The sequence below is a fragment of the Pseudomonas sp. XP2 genome (assembly GCF_053557975.1).
The window spans coordinates 156,312-170,983 of the sequence record NZ_JBNRIK010000012.1 but is presented as its reverse complement, the minus strand read 5'-3'; the positions used below and the strand labels follow the sequence as shown (position 1 = coordinate 170,983).

14 protein-coding genes and 1 riboswitch are annotated in these 14,672 nt (G+C 64.3%); of the genes, 2 read left to right on the top strand and 12 right to left on the bottom strand.

Going from position 1 to position 14,672, the window contains the following annotated elements; translation table 11 throughout:
• The 6 genes from ACK1VC_RS15335 to ACK1VC_RS15310 form a co-directional block, all read right to left on the bottom strand.
• Positions 1 to 1,251 (bottom strand): MFS transporter (locus tag ACK1VC_RS15335; RefSeq protein WP_449117977.1); only part of this gene is annotated, 1,251 nt, incomplete at its 3' end.
• A 198-nt stretch (positions 1,252 to 1,449) separates the two neighbouring features.
• Positions 1,450 to 3,600, bottom strand: coding sequence for a TonB-dependent receptor (locus tag ACK1VC_RS15330; RefSeq protein ID WP_023048957.1), 2,151 nt, complete (start codon positions 3,598 to 3,600; stop codon positions 1,450 to 1,452).
• Positions 3,601 to 3,668: 68 nt separating this feature from the next.
• Complete coding sequence (locus tag ACK1VC_RS15325; protein WP_016485982.1) at positions 3,669 to 4,079, bottom strand: DUF2946 family protein; 411 nt, start codon at positions 4,077 to 4,079, stop codon at positions 3,669 to 3,671.
• A gap of 169 nt (positions 4,080 to 4,248) precedes the next feature.
• Positions 4,249 to 5,025, bottom strand: coding sequence for a ParA family protein (locus ACK1VC_RS15320; RefSeq protein ID WP_016485983.1), 777 nt, complete (start codon positions 5,023 to 5,025; stop codon positions 4,249 to 4,251).
• Positions 5,026 to 5,171: 146 nt separating this feature from the next.
• The gene (locus ACK1VC_RS15315) at positions 5,172 to 6,743 is read right to left on the bottom strand and encodes a sensor domain-containing diguanylate cyclase (RefSeq protein ID WP_191087483.1); all 1,572 of its coding nucleotides are present in this window, start codon (positions 6,741 to 6,743) and stop codon (positions 5,172 to 5,174) included.
• A 64-nt stretch (positions 6,744 to 6,807) separates the two neighbouring features.
• Positions 6,808 to 7,287: a hypothetical protein gene (locus tag ACK1VC_RS15310; RefSeq protein ID WP_016485985.1), complete on the bottom strand. Its 480-nt coding sequence runs from the start codon at positions 7,285 to 7,287 to the stop codon at positions 6,808 to 6,810.
• 130 nt (positions 7,288 to 7,417) lie between these two features.
• On the opposite strand from ACK1VC_RS15310, the gene ACK1VC_RS15305 reads away from it, so the two are divergent.
• Both ACK1VC_RS15305 and ACK1VC_RS15300 read left to right on the top strand, forming a co-directional pair.
• The gene (locus ACK1VC_RS15305) at positions 7,418 to 7,915 is read left to right on the top strand and encodes a GNAT family N-acetyltransferase (RefSeq protein ID WP_095115097.1); all 498 of its coding nucleotides are present in this window, start codon (positions 7,418 to 7,420) and stop codon (positions 7,913 to 7,915) included.
• Between the two features lie 122 nt (positions 7,916 to 8,037).
• Positions 8,038 to 8,361, top strand: a complete 324-nt coding sequence (locus ACK1VC_RS15300; protein WP_016485987.1) for a hypothetical protein — start codon at positions 8,038 to 8,040, stop codon at positions 8,359 to 8,361.
• A 47-nt stretch (positions 8,362 to 8,408) separates the two neighbouring features.
• Here ACK1VC_RS15300 and ACK1VC_RS15295 read toward each other — a convergent pair whose 3' ends face one another.
• From ACK1VC_RS15295 to ACK1VC_RS15270, 6 genes are all read right to left on the bottom strand, one after another.
• Complete coding sequence (locus ACK1VC_RS15295) at positions 8,409 to 9,746, bottom strand: OprD family porin (protein WP_191087484.1); 1,338 nt, start codon at positions 9,744 to 9,746, stop codon at positions 8,409 to 8,411.
• Positions 9,743 to 10,177 (bottom strand): pseudoazurin, encoded by a 435-nt coding sequence (locus ACK1VC_RS15290; RefSeq protein ID WP_023048895.1) that lies wholly within the window; start codon positions 10,175 to 10,177, stop codon positions 9,743 to 9,745. Before ACK1VC_RS15290 ends, ACK1VC_RS15295 begins: the two co-directional genes overlap by 4 nt.
• Before the next feature lie 17 nt (positions 10,178 to 10,194).
• Positions 10,195 to 10,983, bottom strand: coding sequence for an ABC transporter ATP-binding protein (locus tag ACK1VC_RS15285; RefSeq protein ID WP_016485990.1), 789 nt, complete (start codon positions 10,981 to 10,983; stop codon positions 10,195 to 10,197).
• On the bottom strand, positions 10,980 to 11,996 hold the full coding sequence (locus ACK1VC_RS15280; protein WP_102690064.1) for a FecCD family ABC transporter permease: 1,017 nt from the start codon (positions 11,994 to 11,996) through the stop codon (positions 10,980 to 10,982). The genes ACK1VC_RS15285 and ACK1VC_RS15280 overlap by 4 nt, the downstream gene beginning before the upstream one ends.
• Positions 11,996 to 13,006: an ABC transporter substrate-binding protein gene (locus tag ACK1VC_RS15275; protein ID WP_023048893.1), complete on the bottom strand. Its 1,011-nt coding sequence runs from the start codon at positions 13,004 to 13,006 to the stop codon at positions 11,996 to 11,998. The genes ACK1VC_RS15280 and ACK1VC_RS15275 overlap by 1 nt, the downstream gene beginning before the upstream one ends.
• A gap of 111 nt (positions 13,007 to 13,117) precedes the next feature.
• Positions 13,118 to 13,314: riboswitch (cobalamin riboswitch) on the bottom strand.
• Between the two features lie 28 nt (positions 13,315 to 13,342).
• On the bottom strand, positions 13,343 to 14,509 hold the full coding sequence (locus ACK1VC_RS15270) for a DUF1624 domain-containing protein (RefSeq protein ID WP_023048892.1): 1,167 nt from the start codon (positions 14,507 to 14,509) through the stop codon (positions 13,343 to 13,345).
• Positions 14,510 to 14,672: the final 163 nt, after the last annotated feature.

The window sequence follows — 14,672 nt, the reverse complement described above, 5'->3', positions numbered from 1 at the left end:
CCCCCCCACCAACGCTACCAGCGCAATCACCACCAGGTAAAACGCCGGTGCCAGGCTGCTGCCGGTCTGCCCGATCAGCCAGGTCGCCACCAGCGGCGCGGTACCGCCAAACAGGGTATAGGCCACGTTGTAGGTAATCGCCGAAGCGGTATAGCGGGTGCGGGTGGGGAAGCTCTCCGACAGCAATGCTGCGGTCACCACACCACTGCACAAGGCCCCCACCGCCAGCAGGATCACCCCCAGCAGCGCACCGGACATCGAGCCCGAACTGGCCAGCCAGTACGCCGGGAACACGCACAGCATCACCCACAGGCAGGTAAAGCCAATGGTCTTGCGCCGCCCCACGCGGTCCGAGAACGCCCCGGCCAGCGGGCAGCCGACGGCGGCGAACAGCAGCGCCACGGTGGTCACCAGCAGTGACTGCGCGCGGGTCAGGTTGCCCACCAGTTGCAGGTACGTGGCGAAGTAGGTGGTGAACATATAGAACGACAGGGCAGTCAGCGAGATGAAGGCCCCCAGGTTGCGAATGACCCGGCCATGGTGACGCAGGGTGTCTTTGAGCGGTGAATGCTCATGTTCCTTGCCCTGGGCGACGGCTTCGCGGAATGCCGGGGTTTCTTCCATACGCCAGCGCAGGTACAGGCCGACCAGCCCCAGCGGTGCGGCAACCAGGAAGGGAACGCGCCAGCCCCAGGCACCCATCGCCTCGGCCGACAGGCTGGCTTCCAGCCCATAGGCGATCACAGCGGCGCAGGCGAAGGCGGAAAAAGTCGAGACCGGCACGAAGCTGCCGTAGAAGGCACGCCTGTCATTGGGTGCATGCTCCATCAAGTAGGCGCAGGCCCCCGCGTATTCGCCACCGGCAGAAAAACCCTGCAGGCAGCGCGCCAGGGTAAGCAGCACTGGGGCTGCCAGACCGATGCTGGCGTAGGTCGGCAGCAGGCCGATCAGGGTGGTGGAGCCTGCCATCAAGAGGATGGTCAGCGACAGGATGCGCTTGCGTCCCAGGCGGTCGCCCAGCGCGCCAAACACGATCCCGCCCAGCGGGCGAAGGGCAAAGGCCACGGCAAACACCGCGAACGTCTTGAGCAACGCCGCGCTGGGGTCTTCACTGGCAAAGAACTGGCTGGCGATCAGGGTGGCGAGAAAGCCATACACGGCGAAGTCGAACCATTCGACGAAATTGCCGATGGCCGAGGCGGCGATCACCCTGCGCAGGGTGGCGGGGGATACCTCATGAGGTGCGGACATGCGGGTGCTCTCCGGTTCCATTGGCAGCCATGATGAAAAGTGGCGCGGTCGGGCCGCGCCATCATTATTGTGCTTGCCAGTAGATAACCGGGCGCTGGACGATGCTTTGTCGAGTGCGACCTCGGGATACCTGATTTAACCGCCATTGCGGTTAACAGCCAACCTGCCAGAGCAATGAATACGGCAACCTGGCTTGCGTCAGAAGCGCATGTCCAGCGCCAGCTCGAAGGTGCGTGGCGGCCCCATGTAGTACTGGCTGTTATAGGCCTGCTTGGCATACACCTCATCGGTGATGTTGCGCACCCGCCCGGTCAGCGTGGTGTGTTCATCCAGCCGGTAGCGGGCGAAAGCGCCAAACAGGGTGTAGGCCGGGGCCTTCAGGCTGTTGGCGTTGTCGGCATACACCGAGCCCACGTAGCGCCCATCGGCGCCCACCGACCATGCCGGCGACAGGCTGTAGGTCAGCCACAGGTTGGCGACATTGGCCGGCACGTTGGTCGGCGCATTGCCCTTGCGTGAAACCGATTTGCCGCTGACTGCCTCGTTGAACTCATCGTACCGCGCATCGACATAGGCATAGTTGGCCTCGGCCAGCAGTTTCGGCGTTACCTGCAGGCGCCCGGACAGTTCGACACCACGTGAGGTCTGCTGCCCGGCCTGGACCGTGAGGTTTGCGTCGTTCGAATCGCGCACGGCAAAGTCCTTGCGCACGATCTGGTACAGCGCCAGCGTGGCCGCACCGCGACCATCGAGGAAGTCGAACTTGCTGCCCACTTCCCACTGCTCGCCCTTGGACAGGTCGAACAGCCCGACGTTGGAATAGGTCGCTGCCGCCAGCGAGCCGGCGGGCAGGTCGGCGGAGGTGCTGTACTGCGCATACAGGCTGGCCGAAGGCGTCAGCGCATAGGTCAGGCCGATGCGCCCGGACAGCGGTTCCCAGCGGCGTTCGAAATAGGCCGGCGAGGTGGGAGAGACTGCGCCGTAGTTGGTGACCTCCATGTCCAGGTAGTCGTAGCGCAGGGCGGTCAGCAGGGCCAGGCGCTCGGTCAGCTGCAAGCGGTTTTCGGCAAACACGGCGCGGTTGATGACCTCGTGGTGACGTTGCTTGGTCAGGCCGGCATTCACCCCGGGGATGTCATCGAAGCTGCCGGGGTTGAAGTGGTCGGCATCGACCACGTCACTCCAGCTGCCGGAGGTGGGGTAGAGGGTCTGGCGCATGCGCGAGTACTCCAGCCCCAGCGACCACTGGCTGGTCAGGCCCAGCAGCTGGTTGTCATGGCGCAGTTCGATGCGGTCGCCCAGCAGGTTCTGGTCGTGGCGCTGCAGGTAGGGGCTGCTGCGCTGCACCTTGCCATCGCGGGTGTAGGCGTAGCGTTCGAGGTTGCGGTAATCGCGCTGGGCATTGTAGTGGTACAGCGTGTTCTGCACGCTGGTGCTGTCGCTGATCTGGTAGTCGAGGATCGAACGCAGCCAGCGCACCCGCTGCTCATAGCGGCCGTCAGCGACGTTGTAGTTTTCGAAGCGGCGGCTGTTGTCGATCTTCATCGTGCTGCGCCCGGGCAGAATCGGTGAGCCCCAGTAGGGGCTTTGTTCGCGGTCTTCCTGGTACTCGACCGCCAGGGTGTGCGTGAGGTTGGGGGCCAGGTCGCTGAGCAGCGAAAAGGCCAGGCTGTCGGTATCCCGTTCGTTGCGGTCGACGTAGCCGTTGCCATGCCCGCGGCTGAAGTCCAGGCGCATGAAATGGCGGGCATCGGCGGGGTTGCTGGCCAGCGCCTGGTTGATACCAAACGCCACCTCGCTGTCGTCGAAACTGCCATAGCGGATACGCCCATCGATTGTCTGTTGGTCGCGGCTGGCGAGCTTGGTGATGTAGTTGATCGAGCCGCCCACCGCACCCGCGCCGTGCAGGAACGAAGACGGCCCACCAATCAGCTCGACACGGTCGAGAACCCAGGCGTCCACTGGGCGGGTGGCGCTGCTGTAGCCCAGGTTGATGCCGTTGTACAACTGGGTGACCTGGTTCTGGGTAAAGCCGCGGTAGGCAACGAAGCCGCCAAAGCCGGGGTTGGCCGAGGCGTTGACGCCGGTCATGGCGTTGACCACGTCCTGGCTGTCCTTGGCGCCGCGTTCTTCGATCAGGCGACGGTCCGAGACGCTGACCGAGGCGGGTGTTTCCCGCGCGGTCAGGCCTAGGCGCGAACCGGTACGGATCGGCTCGTCCAGTTGCACGCCGCTGGCGGCGTCGCGTTCGCCGTCAATGGTGGTGGCGCCGAGTTCCACAGGGGCTGTTTCAGCGCAGGCAAAGCTGCAGGTGCCCATGAGGAGCACCAGGGAGGTCTTGCGAAGCATGTTGGTATGTCTTCCACGCAAAGGTCATGGCTGACGGCGAGCGCACACGCAGGCGCGCCCGGCTGATGTCAGGCGAAATGAAGTACGGCTGCGGGGAAGGCGGCGGGGGAGGCACGTGGGTTGAGGGCGGGGCGTTGGTAGCGTGGCGGCGGTTGTGCCCAGCTGCGCACGACGATGGGCGAGGTGGCCACGGCTTGCGCCGGGGTGAATGACCAGCCGCCGCTGCTGAGCGGTACGGCCAGGCCAAACGAGGAGCACACCGGGCAGTCGAGCTGGGCCATGTGCTGGTCACCGCCGGCACCGTCCAGGTCAATGGCCACGCCGTGTTCGCTGTTGACCGAGCAGAAGCCGCCTTCCAGCCCGGCCAGGCGCAGGCCACCCATCTGGCCATGGTGCAGGCCGCACAGCAACAGGCTGAACAGGACGCTGGCATAGAGCGTCCAGGCAGTCAGCGTGCGAGTGTGCCGGGTGATTTTCATGGCGGCGAATCTACCATCCGGATGAACGGTCGGGTAGTGCTTTTACTGCAAGTTTTTGGGGCTGCGTTGCAGCCCTATCGCGACACAAGGCCGCTCCCACAGGCAACCGCGATCTCCTGTGGGAGCGGCCTTGTGTCGAGATAGGGGCGCAGAGCGCCCCCAGGGGCTGTCAGGCCGCCCGCTCCAGCACATCCAGCAAATCGACAAACTCCAGCGCCAGCTTGTGCCGTGGCGCCAGGTGCACCAACGGCACTGACGCCTGGTGCGATTCACGCATCTTGATCGAACTGCTCAGGTACACCGGCAGCACGGGCATGCCTTCGCTGCGCAACTGGTCGATCAGGGTCCGGTGCAGGGCGGTGCGCCCGGCGAACTGGTTGACCACCACACCTTCTACCTGCAACGCCGGGTTGTGGTCCTGGCGCAGTTCCTCGACCTCGGCCATGACACTGTGCAGGGCCTGGCGCGAGAAGCTGTCGCAGTCGAACGGGATCAGCAGGCGCTCTGCTGCCACCAGCGCACTGAAGGTGTAGAAATTGAGCGCTGGCGGGGTGTCGATGTAGATCCGCTCGTAGTCCTCGCTCAGTTCCACCAGCAGCTTGCGCAGCTTGTTGATCTTGAACTTGCTCTCCAGCTTGCTTTGCAGGTCGCTGAGATCGGGGCTTGCGGTGACCAGGTGCAGGTTGCTGTAACGGGTTTCGGTGATCGCCACCCGGTGCTTCTTGCCGGCGGCAGTGGCCGCTGACAGGGTCTGGCGAAAGAAGTCGGCGATGCCGGCAGGTATGGCGTCATTGACCAGGCCGGTGAGGTAATAGGTGGCATTGGCTTGCGGGTCGAGGTCGACCAGCAACGTTCGGTAACCCTCGGCAGCACTGGCAGCGGCGAGGTTGCAGGCGATGCTGGACTTGCCGACGCCACCTTTCTGATTGAAGACCACACGACGCATGAGACGCTCATCCATGAAGTGAAAATGTCAGGTTGGGGTCAATCCTATGACTGTAACGCGACAGTTTTATGACAAAGATTGTTACAGCTGCTGGTTTCAACTTCTCCTGTGCCGGGCTCTTCGCGGGTAAAGGTGCAACAGGAGGCTCAGGCCACACACATCCGATTGCGCCCGCTCTGCTTTGCCAGGTAGAGCGCCCGATCAGCCTTGCTCAATGCATCCACAGGCTCGCTGCCCGCCTCGCCATCCCAGCGTGCCACCCCCAGCGAAACCGTCACCGCGCCCACCGGCGGCACGGGCGTATCCTGCACCGTCACCCGCAGCCGCTCGGCCACCACTGTCGCCACGTCCAGGCTGGCCCCCGGCAGCAGCATCAGGAATTCCTCGCCCCCGGTGCGGCACAGCAGGTCGCCCTCGCGGCAGCAGCGGCGCATCAACTCTGCCAGTCGGCGAAGCACCTGGTCGCCGACCTCATGCCCATGCTTGTCATTGACCTGTTTGAAATGGTCGATGTCCAGCACAATGGCGGCAAAGGCCCGGCCTTCGGCTTCCAGCAATGACAGGCTGAACTCCAGGCTGCGGCGGTTGCCCAGGCCGGTCAGCGGATCGGTCTGGGCGTCGCGGTTGAGCCGGCCGATGCGCTCCTGCAGCAGGTTCAGCCCGATCAGCAGGGCACGCTTGAGCTCGGCCGCCTCGAAGTACCAGGCCCGCACGCGGTGCAAGCGCTCGGCGGTGCCTGCACGGTCCATCGAGCGGGCACCGGCAGCCAGTTGCCACAGCGGCCGGGCGATGGTCATGGCCAGCCACCACAGCAACAGGCAGCCCACCAGCGCCAGAGGCGCAGAAGTGCCCACCACGTTGAGGATCAGGTGGTTCAGTGGCGTCACCGTCTGCGCCAGCGGTTGCTGCGCCACTACCCCCCAGCCGGCGCTGGGTACGGTGGCGAACCCGGCGAGCATTTCCACGCCCAGGCTGTTGGTGATTTGCCGAGTACCGTTGTCCAGCGTCGCCAACTGGTCGATCAGGGCGTTGCCCTCTACCACCGTGCCTACCCGTTCGTGATTGGGGTGGTACAGCAGGCGACGGTTGCGGTCGACCACATACAGGTACGAACCGTCCTTGTAGAAGTGTTCGCCCAGCAGGCTGTTGAGGATGTTGCGTTCACGCAGGTACAGGCTGCCGCCGACATAGCCCAGGTAGCGACCGTCGCTGTCGAACATGGGGTGTGAAAGCGCCACCACCAGGTTATCGGCCGCCGAAAGGTAGGGTGTGGAAACCAGCGGGCGGCGTTCGTGCAGTGCTTCCTGAGCGCCGGGCGACTGGACAAGGGTGCCAATCAGATGCCGCAGCGGGGCGGGGGATACGGCCCGCAGCACGCCGTTGGCATCGATGACGAAAGTGGAGTTGAAGGCCATGCTCTGGCCCAGTACACGGTCGGTTTCCCCCAGCAGCGCCGCGGCATCGCTTAGCTGCCGGCCTTGTACGCCGGCGCTGAACCTCAGCTGCTGCTGGGCGTTGCCGATGAATGTCTCGGTGATGCTGGCCAGCTTCATCGCATACACCCGGTTGGCTTCCAGGGCGTGGTCGATCAGCAGTTGGCGCTGCACCCGGTAGCTGGCGAAATAGCTGGCGCACAGCATGACCAGGGCGGTAAGGGCGCAGAGCACCAGAATGAGTGTGCGTAGATCCAGGCGCAATCCGTGCTTGGCGTGTGGCAATCCTGACCTCGATTGATTGAAAGTAGCGACGACCTTTCGCGCTAGGGGAAGTGGGGAACCGCGTTCAGGAACCAGCCCTGTCCAGCGCATTCAGTTCGTCTTCTACCTGCTGCATGCGTCGCTCGACCAGTGCCTGCACCTTGACGTCGCGGGCGGTCTCACGCATCAGGGCGGTGAGTTTTTCGCTCAGGCGCTTGCCCGCTTCGGTGTCTTCCAGCGCTCTGGCCTTGGCCGGGTCCTGGGTGGCAGCAACGATGGTGGCAAATTCGGCGTCGCTGAAGTTCTTTTCGCTGTACAGCCGGAACAGGTCCTGGCGCTGGTCCTCGACGGTCAGGTACTTGCGCAGTACACCCTGGATGGTGGCTTGCGACAGCTGCGGGTGAGTGCGGCCGAGCAGCGCGGCCATGCGCTCGATGTTATGGGTATAGGCCTCTTGCAGCGGCAACTGAGCGAGGATCTGGTCTTCACGAGAGGGTTTCTGGTCGCAGGCGGTGAGGGCGGCAGTCAGCAGCAGGGGCAACAGCAACGTCTGGAAGCGAGGCATGGCGTGGCCTGGTCGGGCAGTGAAGACGGCCGATTATACCGATGTCCGCCCGGCCACGACGAGCTTTGTGATTTGCCTTGAACGGCACACTGGGGTAGAACCTTGCCCTCCCACCACTGCCAACAGCCCCATGCCGAACTGGACCCTGCAACCTGTGGCGCGCGTCGCCATTGCCGAAGTCGTGGCGTTTGTCGATAGCGCACGCCGCGAGTTGTTCCCGATGCTTGCAAAAGCGCCATTGCCGCACGACCTTGCGCATTTTGCCGAGACTTACCTGGACGGTGCGGGGTGCTTCCTTGAGGCGCGTGATGCCGGGCGGCTGGTTGCGGTGATCGGCTACTTGCCCTATGACCACCGCTTCCCTCAGCTTGATTATCACGCTGAGCGGGTGGTCGAGGTGGTGCGCCTGTTCGTGTTGCCGGCCTACCGCAGGCATGGCCTGGCTGCCGCGTTGTTCGGCGCGTTGCGCGAGCGGGCGGAGCAGGCAGGTATCGACTGCCTGTACCTGCATACGCATCCGTTTCTGCCGGGTGCGATTGCGTTCTGGGAGCGGCAAGGGTTTGCCGTGGTGAATGTGGAGCAAGACCCGGTCTGGCAGACCACGCACATGCACTTGCGATTGCCCTGATCTGTGGGAAATTGCCTACAACGGCGCTTTGGGTGTGATCGACGCGTTCATATCCAGGCCGGTCCTGCTTGCTTACCTTCCCCTGTGCACGGCTTATTCACTGCACACGAGGGAGGCTCACGATGCCACACATGGCCCTGTACAAACTCAAACTGCTTGACGAATTCGAAGACCGCACTGGCCTGTGGACCTTCGGTGATTTCGAGAACAGGTTGATGGAACTGTGGCGTGGGGCGACGCGCCATGATGCCAAAGGTATTATCAACGCGGCGCACAACGAGCGGCGCTGGCCCAGGACGGTGAAGCGCTACTTGCTTACCCATTACCGGGCGTTTGGCAATGTCAGTTCGGAGCTGCAGCGCACGTTTGCCGAGGTGCTGGCCGCGATGAGTGAGCAGGAGCAAGCGCAGTGGGGGTTGCTGCCTGCGGGTAGCGCTGTTGCCTGATGGATCCTGGGGCCGCAAACCGCCGCCAGTCCAGGCAACCCGGTCTATCAGCCCCCCCCAGACAACGGCCACTCCACCGCCAAGCGTATCTGGTCGCCGTCCAGCTCCGCCTGCGCCGTGTTCCCCCGGTGCACGTTATGCCTCACCGAGAACGTCGTCCCCTTGGCCTTGCCACTTTGCACCACATACCTCGCCTCGAGGTCGCGTTCCCAATGCTTGCCACCCTTGCCATACCCCAGGTATGCATACCCGCCATTGGGGTCGACATGCGTGCCGTCGATATCGAACCCCCGCACATACAACGCCGTCAGGTTCAACCCCGGCACCCCATAGGCCCCCATGTTCAGGTCATAGCGTGCCTGCCAGGACTTCTCGTTCGGGGCGTTGAAGTCCGACATCTGCACGGCGTTGGCAATGAAGATTGCCCCTCGCGTCACGTAGTCGAACGGGGTGTTGCCGTCGACCTGTTGCCAGCCAAGGCTGAAACCGTGCGGCCCCTGGTTGTAGCGCGAGACCAGGCTCCAGGTGGTGTTGTCGATGCGCCCGGACAGCGCCTTGCCGGTGTCTGTGGTGCGGTACAGGTTGAGGTCCAGGCTGATGCTGCGTCGGTCATCCAGCGCGTGGCTGAGGGTGCTACCCAGGTAGTGCTGGTTCCAGCTGTCCTCGTAGCGCGAGGTGTACAGGCTGCCGCTGAATGCTGCACCGGGGTTCCAGACCACGCCCGCCAAGTCAAAACTGTTGCCCTGCTTGCCGTTGGAGTAATTCACCACGAAGCCCTGGTCGTGGCTGGAGGCATTGCGGTCGGCGCTTTCGTTGAAGTGCCCGGCCACCAGCGTTAGCGTGTCGAAATCGTTGCTGGTGAGGAAGAACCCTGTGGCGGTTTCGGGCAGCAGGCGGCTGTCGGAAGAGCTGAACACCGGGGTTTTGACGCGTTGTTCGCCATAGGACAGTACAGTATTGGATACCCGCAACTTCAGCGCCGCGCCTGCGCGGCTGTATTCGTTTTTTGGATGCTCGTCGTTATCCATCCCCAGCAGGCGTGCTTTGCCCGCGCGCCCGCCGCCACTGTCGAGTTGTACGCCCAGATAGGCATGGGCATCGACGCCGACACCGATCAGGCCCTGAGTGAAGCCGGACTGAAATGTCCCCATCAAACCGTAGGCCCATTCCTCAGCCTTGCCATCACGTTCGCTGCGCGGTTTGTAGGCATTGCGCGCGGCACTGTTACGCCCGCCGTGCCGGTAGTTGCGTTGGTCGAATACGCTGCGGTTGAGGATGCTCCAGCTGCTGTCTTCGACAAAACCGTTGCTTTGCGACTGAGCGGAGTCGGCCAGGGCAAAGGGCGACAACCCCAACAGTGGCAGCGCCAACAACAGCCGGTTCATCGCGCTGCCTCAAGCTTCTGCAACTGGGCTGCGAAGCGGGCTTGCGCCCGCGCAGGCAAGCTGGCTGGCAACTCGGTAGCCGGCGCGTCACCGACCTGAATCACCATCACCATGCCCATCGCCAGGTGCGGAATGCATTGGATGCCGTATACCCCCGGCACGCTGAAGGTCTGCTCGAACGGCTGGTTCAACTTGCTCTTGAAGGCCTCGGCCCCCGCCGGTAGCAGGCCGGTCACGCTGGCCGCATTGTGCCCGTTCTGGGTGGGCAGAAAGCGCACCGTGTCGCCGGGGGCAATGCGCAGGTGGTCCGGCTCGTACACCATGGCGCCCTCGCTGCCGCGGTTGAGCATTTTCACTTCATGCACCTCGGCCAGTGCGGCCGGGGCAAGCAGGGCGCTGGCAAGCAGCAGGGCGACAGGGCGCAACAGCATCAGTGGAACTTCCTGGTTCAGGGGGCGCGAAAACGCAGGATGCGCGCGCCATCGAAGGGATCGGTGAGGTAGCGGGCATGCACGCCAAAGGTGCACAGCAGGCGCTCGGGGGTGAGGACTTCGAACGGTTTGCCAAGGGCGACCAGGCGGCCCTTGTCCAGTACCGCGACGCGGTCGCAGGTGAGTGCCTGGTTGAGATCGTGCAAGGCCACCAGCGTGGTCACGGGCAGGGCTTGAACCTGTTGCAGCAGGCTTAGCTGGTGCTGAATGTCCAGGTGGTTGGTCGGCTCGTCCAGCAACAGTACCTGTGGCCGTTGTGCCAGGGCGCGGGCGATGTGCACGCGCTGGCGCTCGCCACCCGACAGCGACCCCCACAGGCGTGCGCGCAGGTGCAGGGCGTCGAGGTCAGCCAGGGCCTGTTCGACGATGGTACGGTCCTCTCGAGAGAAGGGTGCCAATGCCGACAGCCAAGGTGTGCGGCCCAAGGCAACGGCGTCGAACACCCGGATTGCGTCGAGGGTGTCAGCTTGTTGCTCGACCAGTGCCAGGGCCTGCGCAACCCGGCGGCGGGGCAGTTGTGCCAGCGGTTCGCCCAGCAGTTGCACGTTGCCACTGGCCGGCTTGCGCAGCCCGGCCAGCAACTTGAGCAGTGAGGACTTGCCGGAGCCGTTGGGGCCTACGATGCCCAGGGTTTCACCTGCTACAACGCTCAGCTCGATATCGCGCAGCACGGCAGTGCCGGCCAGTTGCAGCCCTAGGCCCTGGCAACTCAGCGGCGCAAGCTGTACAGCTGTCATGACCGTCATGAGTGCCCTCGGCGGCTGACCAGAATAAGCGCGAAGACGGGCGCCCCGATCAGTGCGGTGACCACGCCCACGGGAATCACCTGGCCCGTGATCAAGGTGCGTGAGAGGACGTCGGCGGCAATCAGGAACAGTGCACCGCCCAGTGCGCTGGCGGGCAACAGGCGGCTGTGGCCTGGGCCGAGCAGCAGGCGCAGGGCATGCGGAATCACCAGCCCGACAAAACCGATGGCGCCGACGATGGACACCATCACGGCCGTCACCAGCGCTGTGCAACTGATCAGCAGTAGCTGGGTGCGCCGCACCGGGATGCCCAGCGATGCAGCCGAATCGGCGCCGAAGGTGAAGGCATCCAGTGCGCGGCGGTGCCACAGGCACACTACCAGGCCAAACAGCGCCACCGGTACGGCCAGCCACACCGATGGCCAGCGCACGCCGCTGAGATTGCCCAACAGCCAGAACAGGATGCCGCGTGCCTGTTCGGCGGTGGCCGACTTGGTGATGAGAAAGGCGGTGAGAGCGTTGAACAGTTGCGAGCCGGCGATACCGGCGAGGATCACCTGCGCGTTGTTGCTGCCAGGGCCGGCCGCGCGGGCCAGTACCAGCACCAGGGCGAACGCAGCCAGCGCCCCCATGAAGGCGCCCCCGGACATGCTCAGCGTCAGGCTACCCAGGCCCAGCAGGCCGACCAGCACTGCACCGGTCGAGGCGCCGGCCGACAGCCCCAGCAGGTACGGCTCGGCCAGCGGGTTGCGCAACAGCGCCTGCAGAACCACACCACAGGTGGCCAGGCCGGCACCGCAGGCTGCCGCGACCAGGGTGCGGGTCAGGCGGTAGTTCCAGACGATGCCGGCGTCGATCGGGTCAACCGGGTAGCCGGCCTGCCACAGCTGGTTGGCCAGCACCTGGCCGACCACGCTGGGCGACAGGTTGGTCTCACCAATGGCGGTGCCGGCCAGCAAGGCAGTCAGCAGTGCCGCCAGGGCAACGGCGATACAAGGTAGCAGGCGGCTCATCACTGGGGTGCTTTACCGCTGGCAAAGGCGGCGGACAGCGTCTGCAGGCCACGGAACAGGCGGATGCCGGCCTGCATGGCGTCGGCGTCGAGGACGATGATGCGATCGTGTTTCACCGCATCCATGTTGCGGGTTACCGGGTCGTTGCGCAGAAACTCCAGCTTCTTCTGGTAGTCGTCGGCGGGGAAGCGGCGGCGGTCCATGCGGGCGATGATCAGCCAGGTGGGGTTGGCCTTGGCCAGGGTTTCCCAGCCTACGGTCGGCCACTCCTCGGTGGATTCGACCACGTTGCGAACGCCCAACGTGCGTAGCATGAAGTCCGCGACCCCTTGACGGCCCGCCACGTAAGGGTCGATGTCGAGGTCAGCGCTGGAGAACCAGAACAGTGCCGAGGTGGCAGACAGGTCCTTGCCGGCCAGTTGCGCCTTGGCGCTGTCCAGGCGGCCTTTCAGCTCGGCGTTCAACGCAGTGCCGCGGTCCTGCACATCGAAGATCTCGGCCAGCTGGCTGACGCTCTTGTAGATGCTGTTTACCTGAAACGCCTGCAGGCGGGTGCCGTCGGCGCCGACCAGGTTGTCTTTGCCTTCGCAGTCCGACGGCAGCAGGTAGGTGGGGATCTTCAGCTCATCGAACTGCTCGCGGGTGCCGACCACACCCTGGGCGCCGACCATCCATTCGAACTGCACGGTCACCAGCTGCGGGCGCTTGCCGACCACGGCCTCGAAGCTGGGGTCATTGTCGGCCAGGCGCGGCACCTTGTCGTTCTGCGCCTGGTACTCGGGCAGCACGTTGTTGAACCACAGCGAAGTGCCCGCCAGCTTGTCGCCAAGCCCGAGTGCGTAGAGTATCTCGGTGCCGGCCTGGCCGATGGTGACGGCGCGCTGCGGGGCCTGGGCGAAGGTCTGCGGTTTGCCGCAGTTCTCGACCGTGAGCGGGTAGTGGGTGGCGGCGGCCTGGGCCAGGCCAGTGAGGCCGAGGCCGGCGAGCAGGGTGGCGAAACGGGGCAGCATGCTGGGCGATCTCCTATCGGACAGTTCGGGTGAGGAACGCACGGACAGGCATCGCCGAGCCCCCGCCGAGGGCAGGGGCAACACTGATGGCCAATCCCGGACACCCCGCCGGTTGGTAAATGTAGGCCGGCAGGTCTCCTGACTGGTGCGTCATGGCCCGGCTCCGGCCTTCCCGGGTTGTGGCCCAGTGGCATCAATGGAGCAGGCTCGGCACCTACAGTTGCGGGGGCAGTTCCGTTTGGCCCGTATTGGCGGGCCTGGGATTCCCTATTAATTCCGTGGTGGAAACCGGCGGCCCGCATGGTAGACCATCGTGCCGCCGGGTGAAAACGCTTTTCAGAAGTACTTCAGCCAGGTGATGTCGCGGCGGCGCGCTTTCAGGCGAGCGAACCCGCGCACCGGCAGGTACAGCGAAACCGCCAGCACCACTGCACCCAGCCACACCGCCGCGATGCCGTCGAAGCCGAAGTAGTCGCCATGGTTGAGGCCGAACAGCGCCACGCAGGCCAGGTACAACAGCTTCAGCACGTACAGGTGCAACAGGTAGAAAAACATCGGTGCTGCGCCAAACACTGCCAGCGCGCTGACCCAGCGGGCCTGGCCGGCGCGCTCGAAGGCGCGCAGCAACAGCAGGCCGCAGCCCAGGGTCAAGGCCAGGAACAGCAGTGAAGGCGGGTACTTGGTGATGTTGAAGAAGCTCATGACGGTTTGTGTGAAGGTGGGGTAACCGCTCCACGGCGCCTCGCCGTAGCCGTTGAACATGCGCAACGCGACAAAGCCCAGCAACGCGATCAAACCCGCCAGCAGCAGGCGCTGCTGGCGTTGGCCAGCCGCACTGCCACGGGCAAACCAGGGGCCCAGGCCATAACCCAGCGCGATGACGCCGATCCATGGCAGCACCGGGTAAGACGTGCGCAGGCGCAGGTTTTCGGAAAACTCAAGCCAGCCCCGGTCGTGCAGGATTGCCCATGGCACGTGCAGGGCTGACTCCACGCCAAAGTGCAGGCCGTCGAGCAGGTTGTGGCCGGCAACGATGGCTGCGCCCAGGGCGAGCAGGGCAGCACGTGGCAGCCATACCAGCAGCGACAGGGCGATCATGCTGACGCCGATGGCCCAGATGACTTGCAGGTAGATGACGCTGGGGGGCAACTGAAAGGTCCAGGCGAAGTTGACCAGGGTGAATTCCAGCACCACCAGGAACAACCCGCGCTTGAACAGAAACGCCGAGACATCGCCGCGGCCTTGGTGCTTTTCGCCGTACAGCCAGGCCGACAGCCCGGTTAGCAGGACAAACACTGGCGCGCACAGGTGGGCCAGGGTCCGGCTGAAGAACAGCGAAGGCTCTGTAGCGTCGATGGTCATCGGGTCGCTGACCTGTCGGTGCAGGAAGAACGTTTCGCGGACGTGGTCCAGAAGCATGAACAGGATCACCAGGCCGCGCAGGGCATCGATGCTTTGCAGGCGCTGGGTGATCAAGGAGGGCGTGGCGCTGGCGCTTGTCATGGAGGGTCGCTGATAGGAATTAATGTCATGTGAAACGTTATCTTATAACTAATCGACGAGAGGTTGGTAGAGGTTTTTGTGTTGCCTGTGCCGGTCTCTTCGCAGCGCAAGGCTGTTCCTACCGGTCGGTGGTGACTGGTAGGAGCAGCCTGGTGCTGCGAAG

Coding starts and splice junctions, on each gene's coding strand:
- ACK1VC_RS15330 (WP_023048957.1), bottom strand. CDS start 3,600: ATGCTTCGCAAGACCTCCCTGGTGCTCCTCATGGGCACCTGCAGCTTT.
- ACK1VC_RS15270 (WP_023048892.1), bottom strand. CDS start 14,509: ATGACAAGCGCCAGCGCCACGCCCTCCTTGATCACCCAGCGCCTGCAA.
- ACK1VC_RS15300 (WP_016485987.1), top strand. CDS start 8,038: ATGCCACACATGGCCCTGTACAAACTCAAACTGCTTGACGAATTCGAA.
- ACK1VC_RS15295 (WP_191087484.1), bottom strand. CDS start 9,746: ATGAACCGGCTGTTGTTGGCGCTGCCACTGTTGGGGTTGTCGCCCTTT.
- ACK1VC_RS15305 (WP_095115097.1), top strand. CDS start 7,418: ATGCCGAACTGGACCCTGCAACCTGTGGCGCGCGTCGCCATTGCCGAA.
- ACK1VC_RS15320 (WP_016485983.1), bottom strand. CDS start 5,025: ATGCGTCGTGTGGTCTTCAATCAGAAAGGTGGCGTCGGCAAGTCCAGC.
- ACK1VC_RS15310 (WP_016485985.1), bottom strand. CDS start 7,287: ATGCCTCGCTTCCAGACGTTGCTGTTGCCCCTGCTGCTGACTGCCGCC.
- ACK1VC_RS15275 (WP_023048893.1), bottom strand. CDS start 13,006: ATGCTGCCCCGTTTCGCCACCCTGCTCGCCGGCCTCGGCCTCACTGGC.
- ACK1VC_RS15280 (WP_102690064.1), bottom strand. CDS start 11,996: ATGAGCCGCCTGCTACCTTGTATCGCCGTTGCCCTGGCGGCACTGCTG.
- ACK1VC_RS15325 (WP_016485982.1), bottom strand. CDS start 4,079: ATGAAAATCACCCGGCACACTCGCACGCTGACTGCCTGGACGCTCTAT.
- ACK1VC_RS15290 (WP_023048895.1), bottom strand. CDS start 10,177: ATGCTGTTGCGCCCTGTCGCCCTGCTGCTTGCCAGCGCCCTGCTTGCC.
- ACK1VC_RS15285 (WP_016485990.1), bottom strand. CDS start 10,983: ATGACGGTCATGACAGCTGTACAGCTTGCGCCGCTGAGTTGCCAGGGC.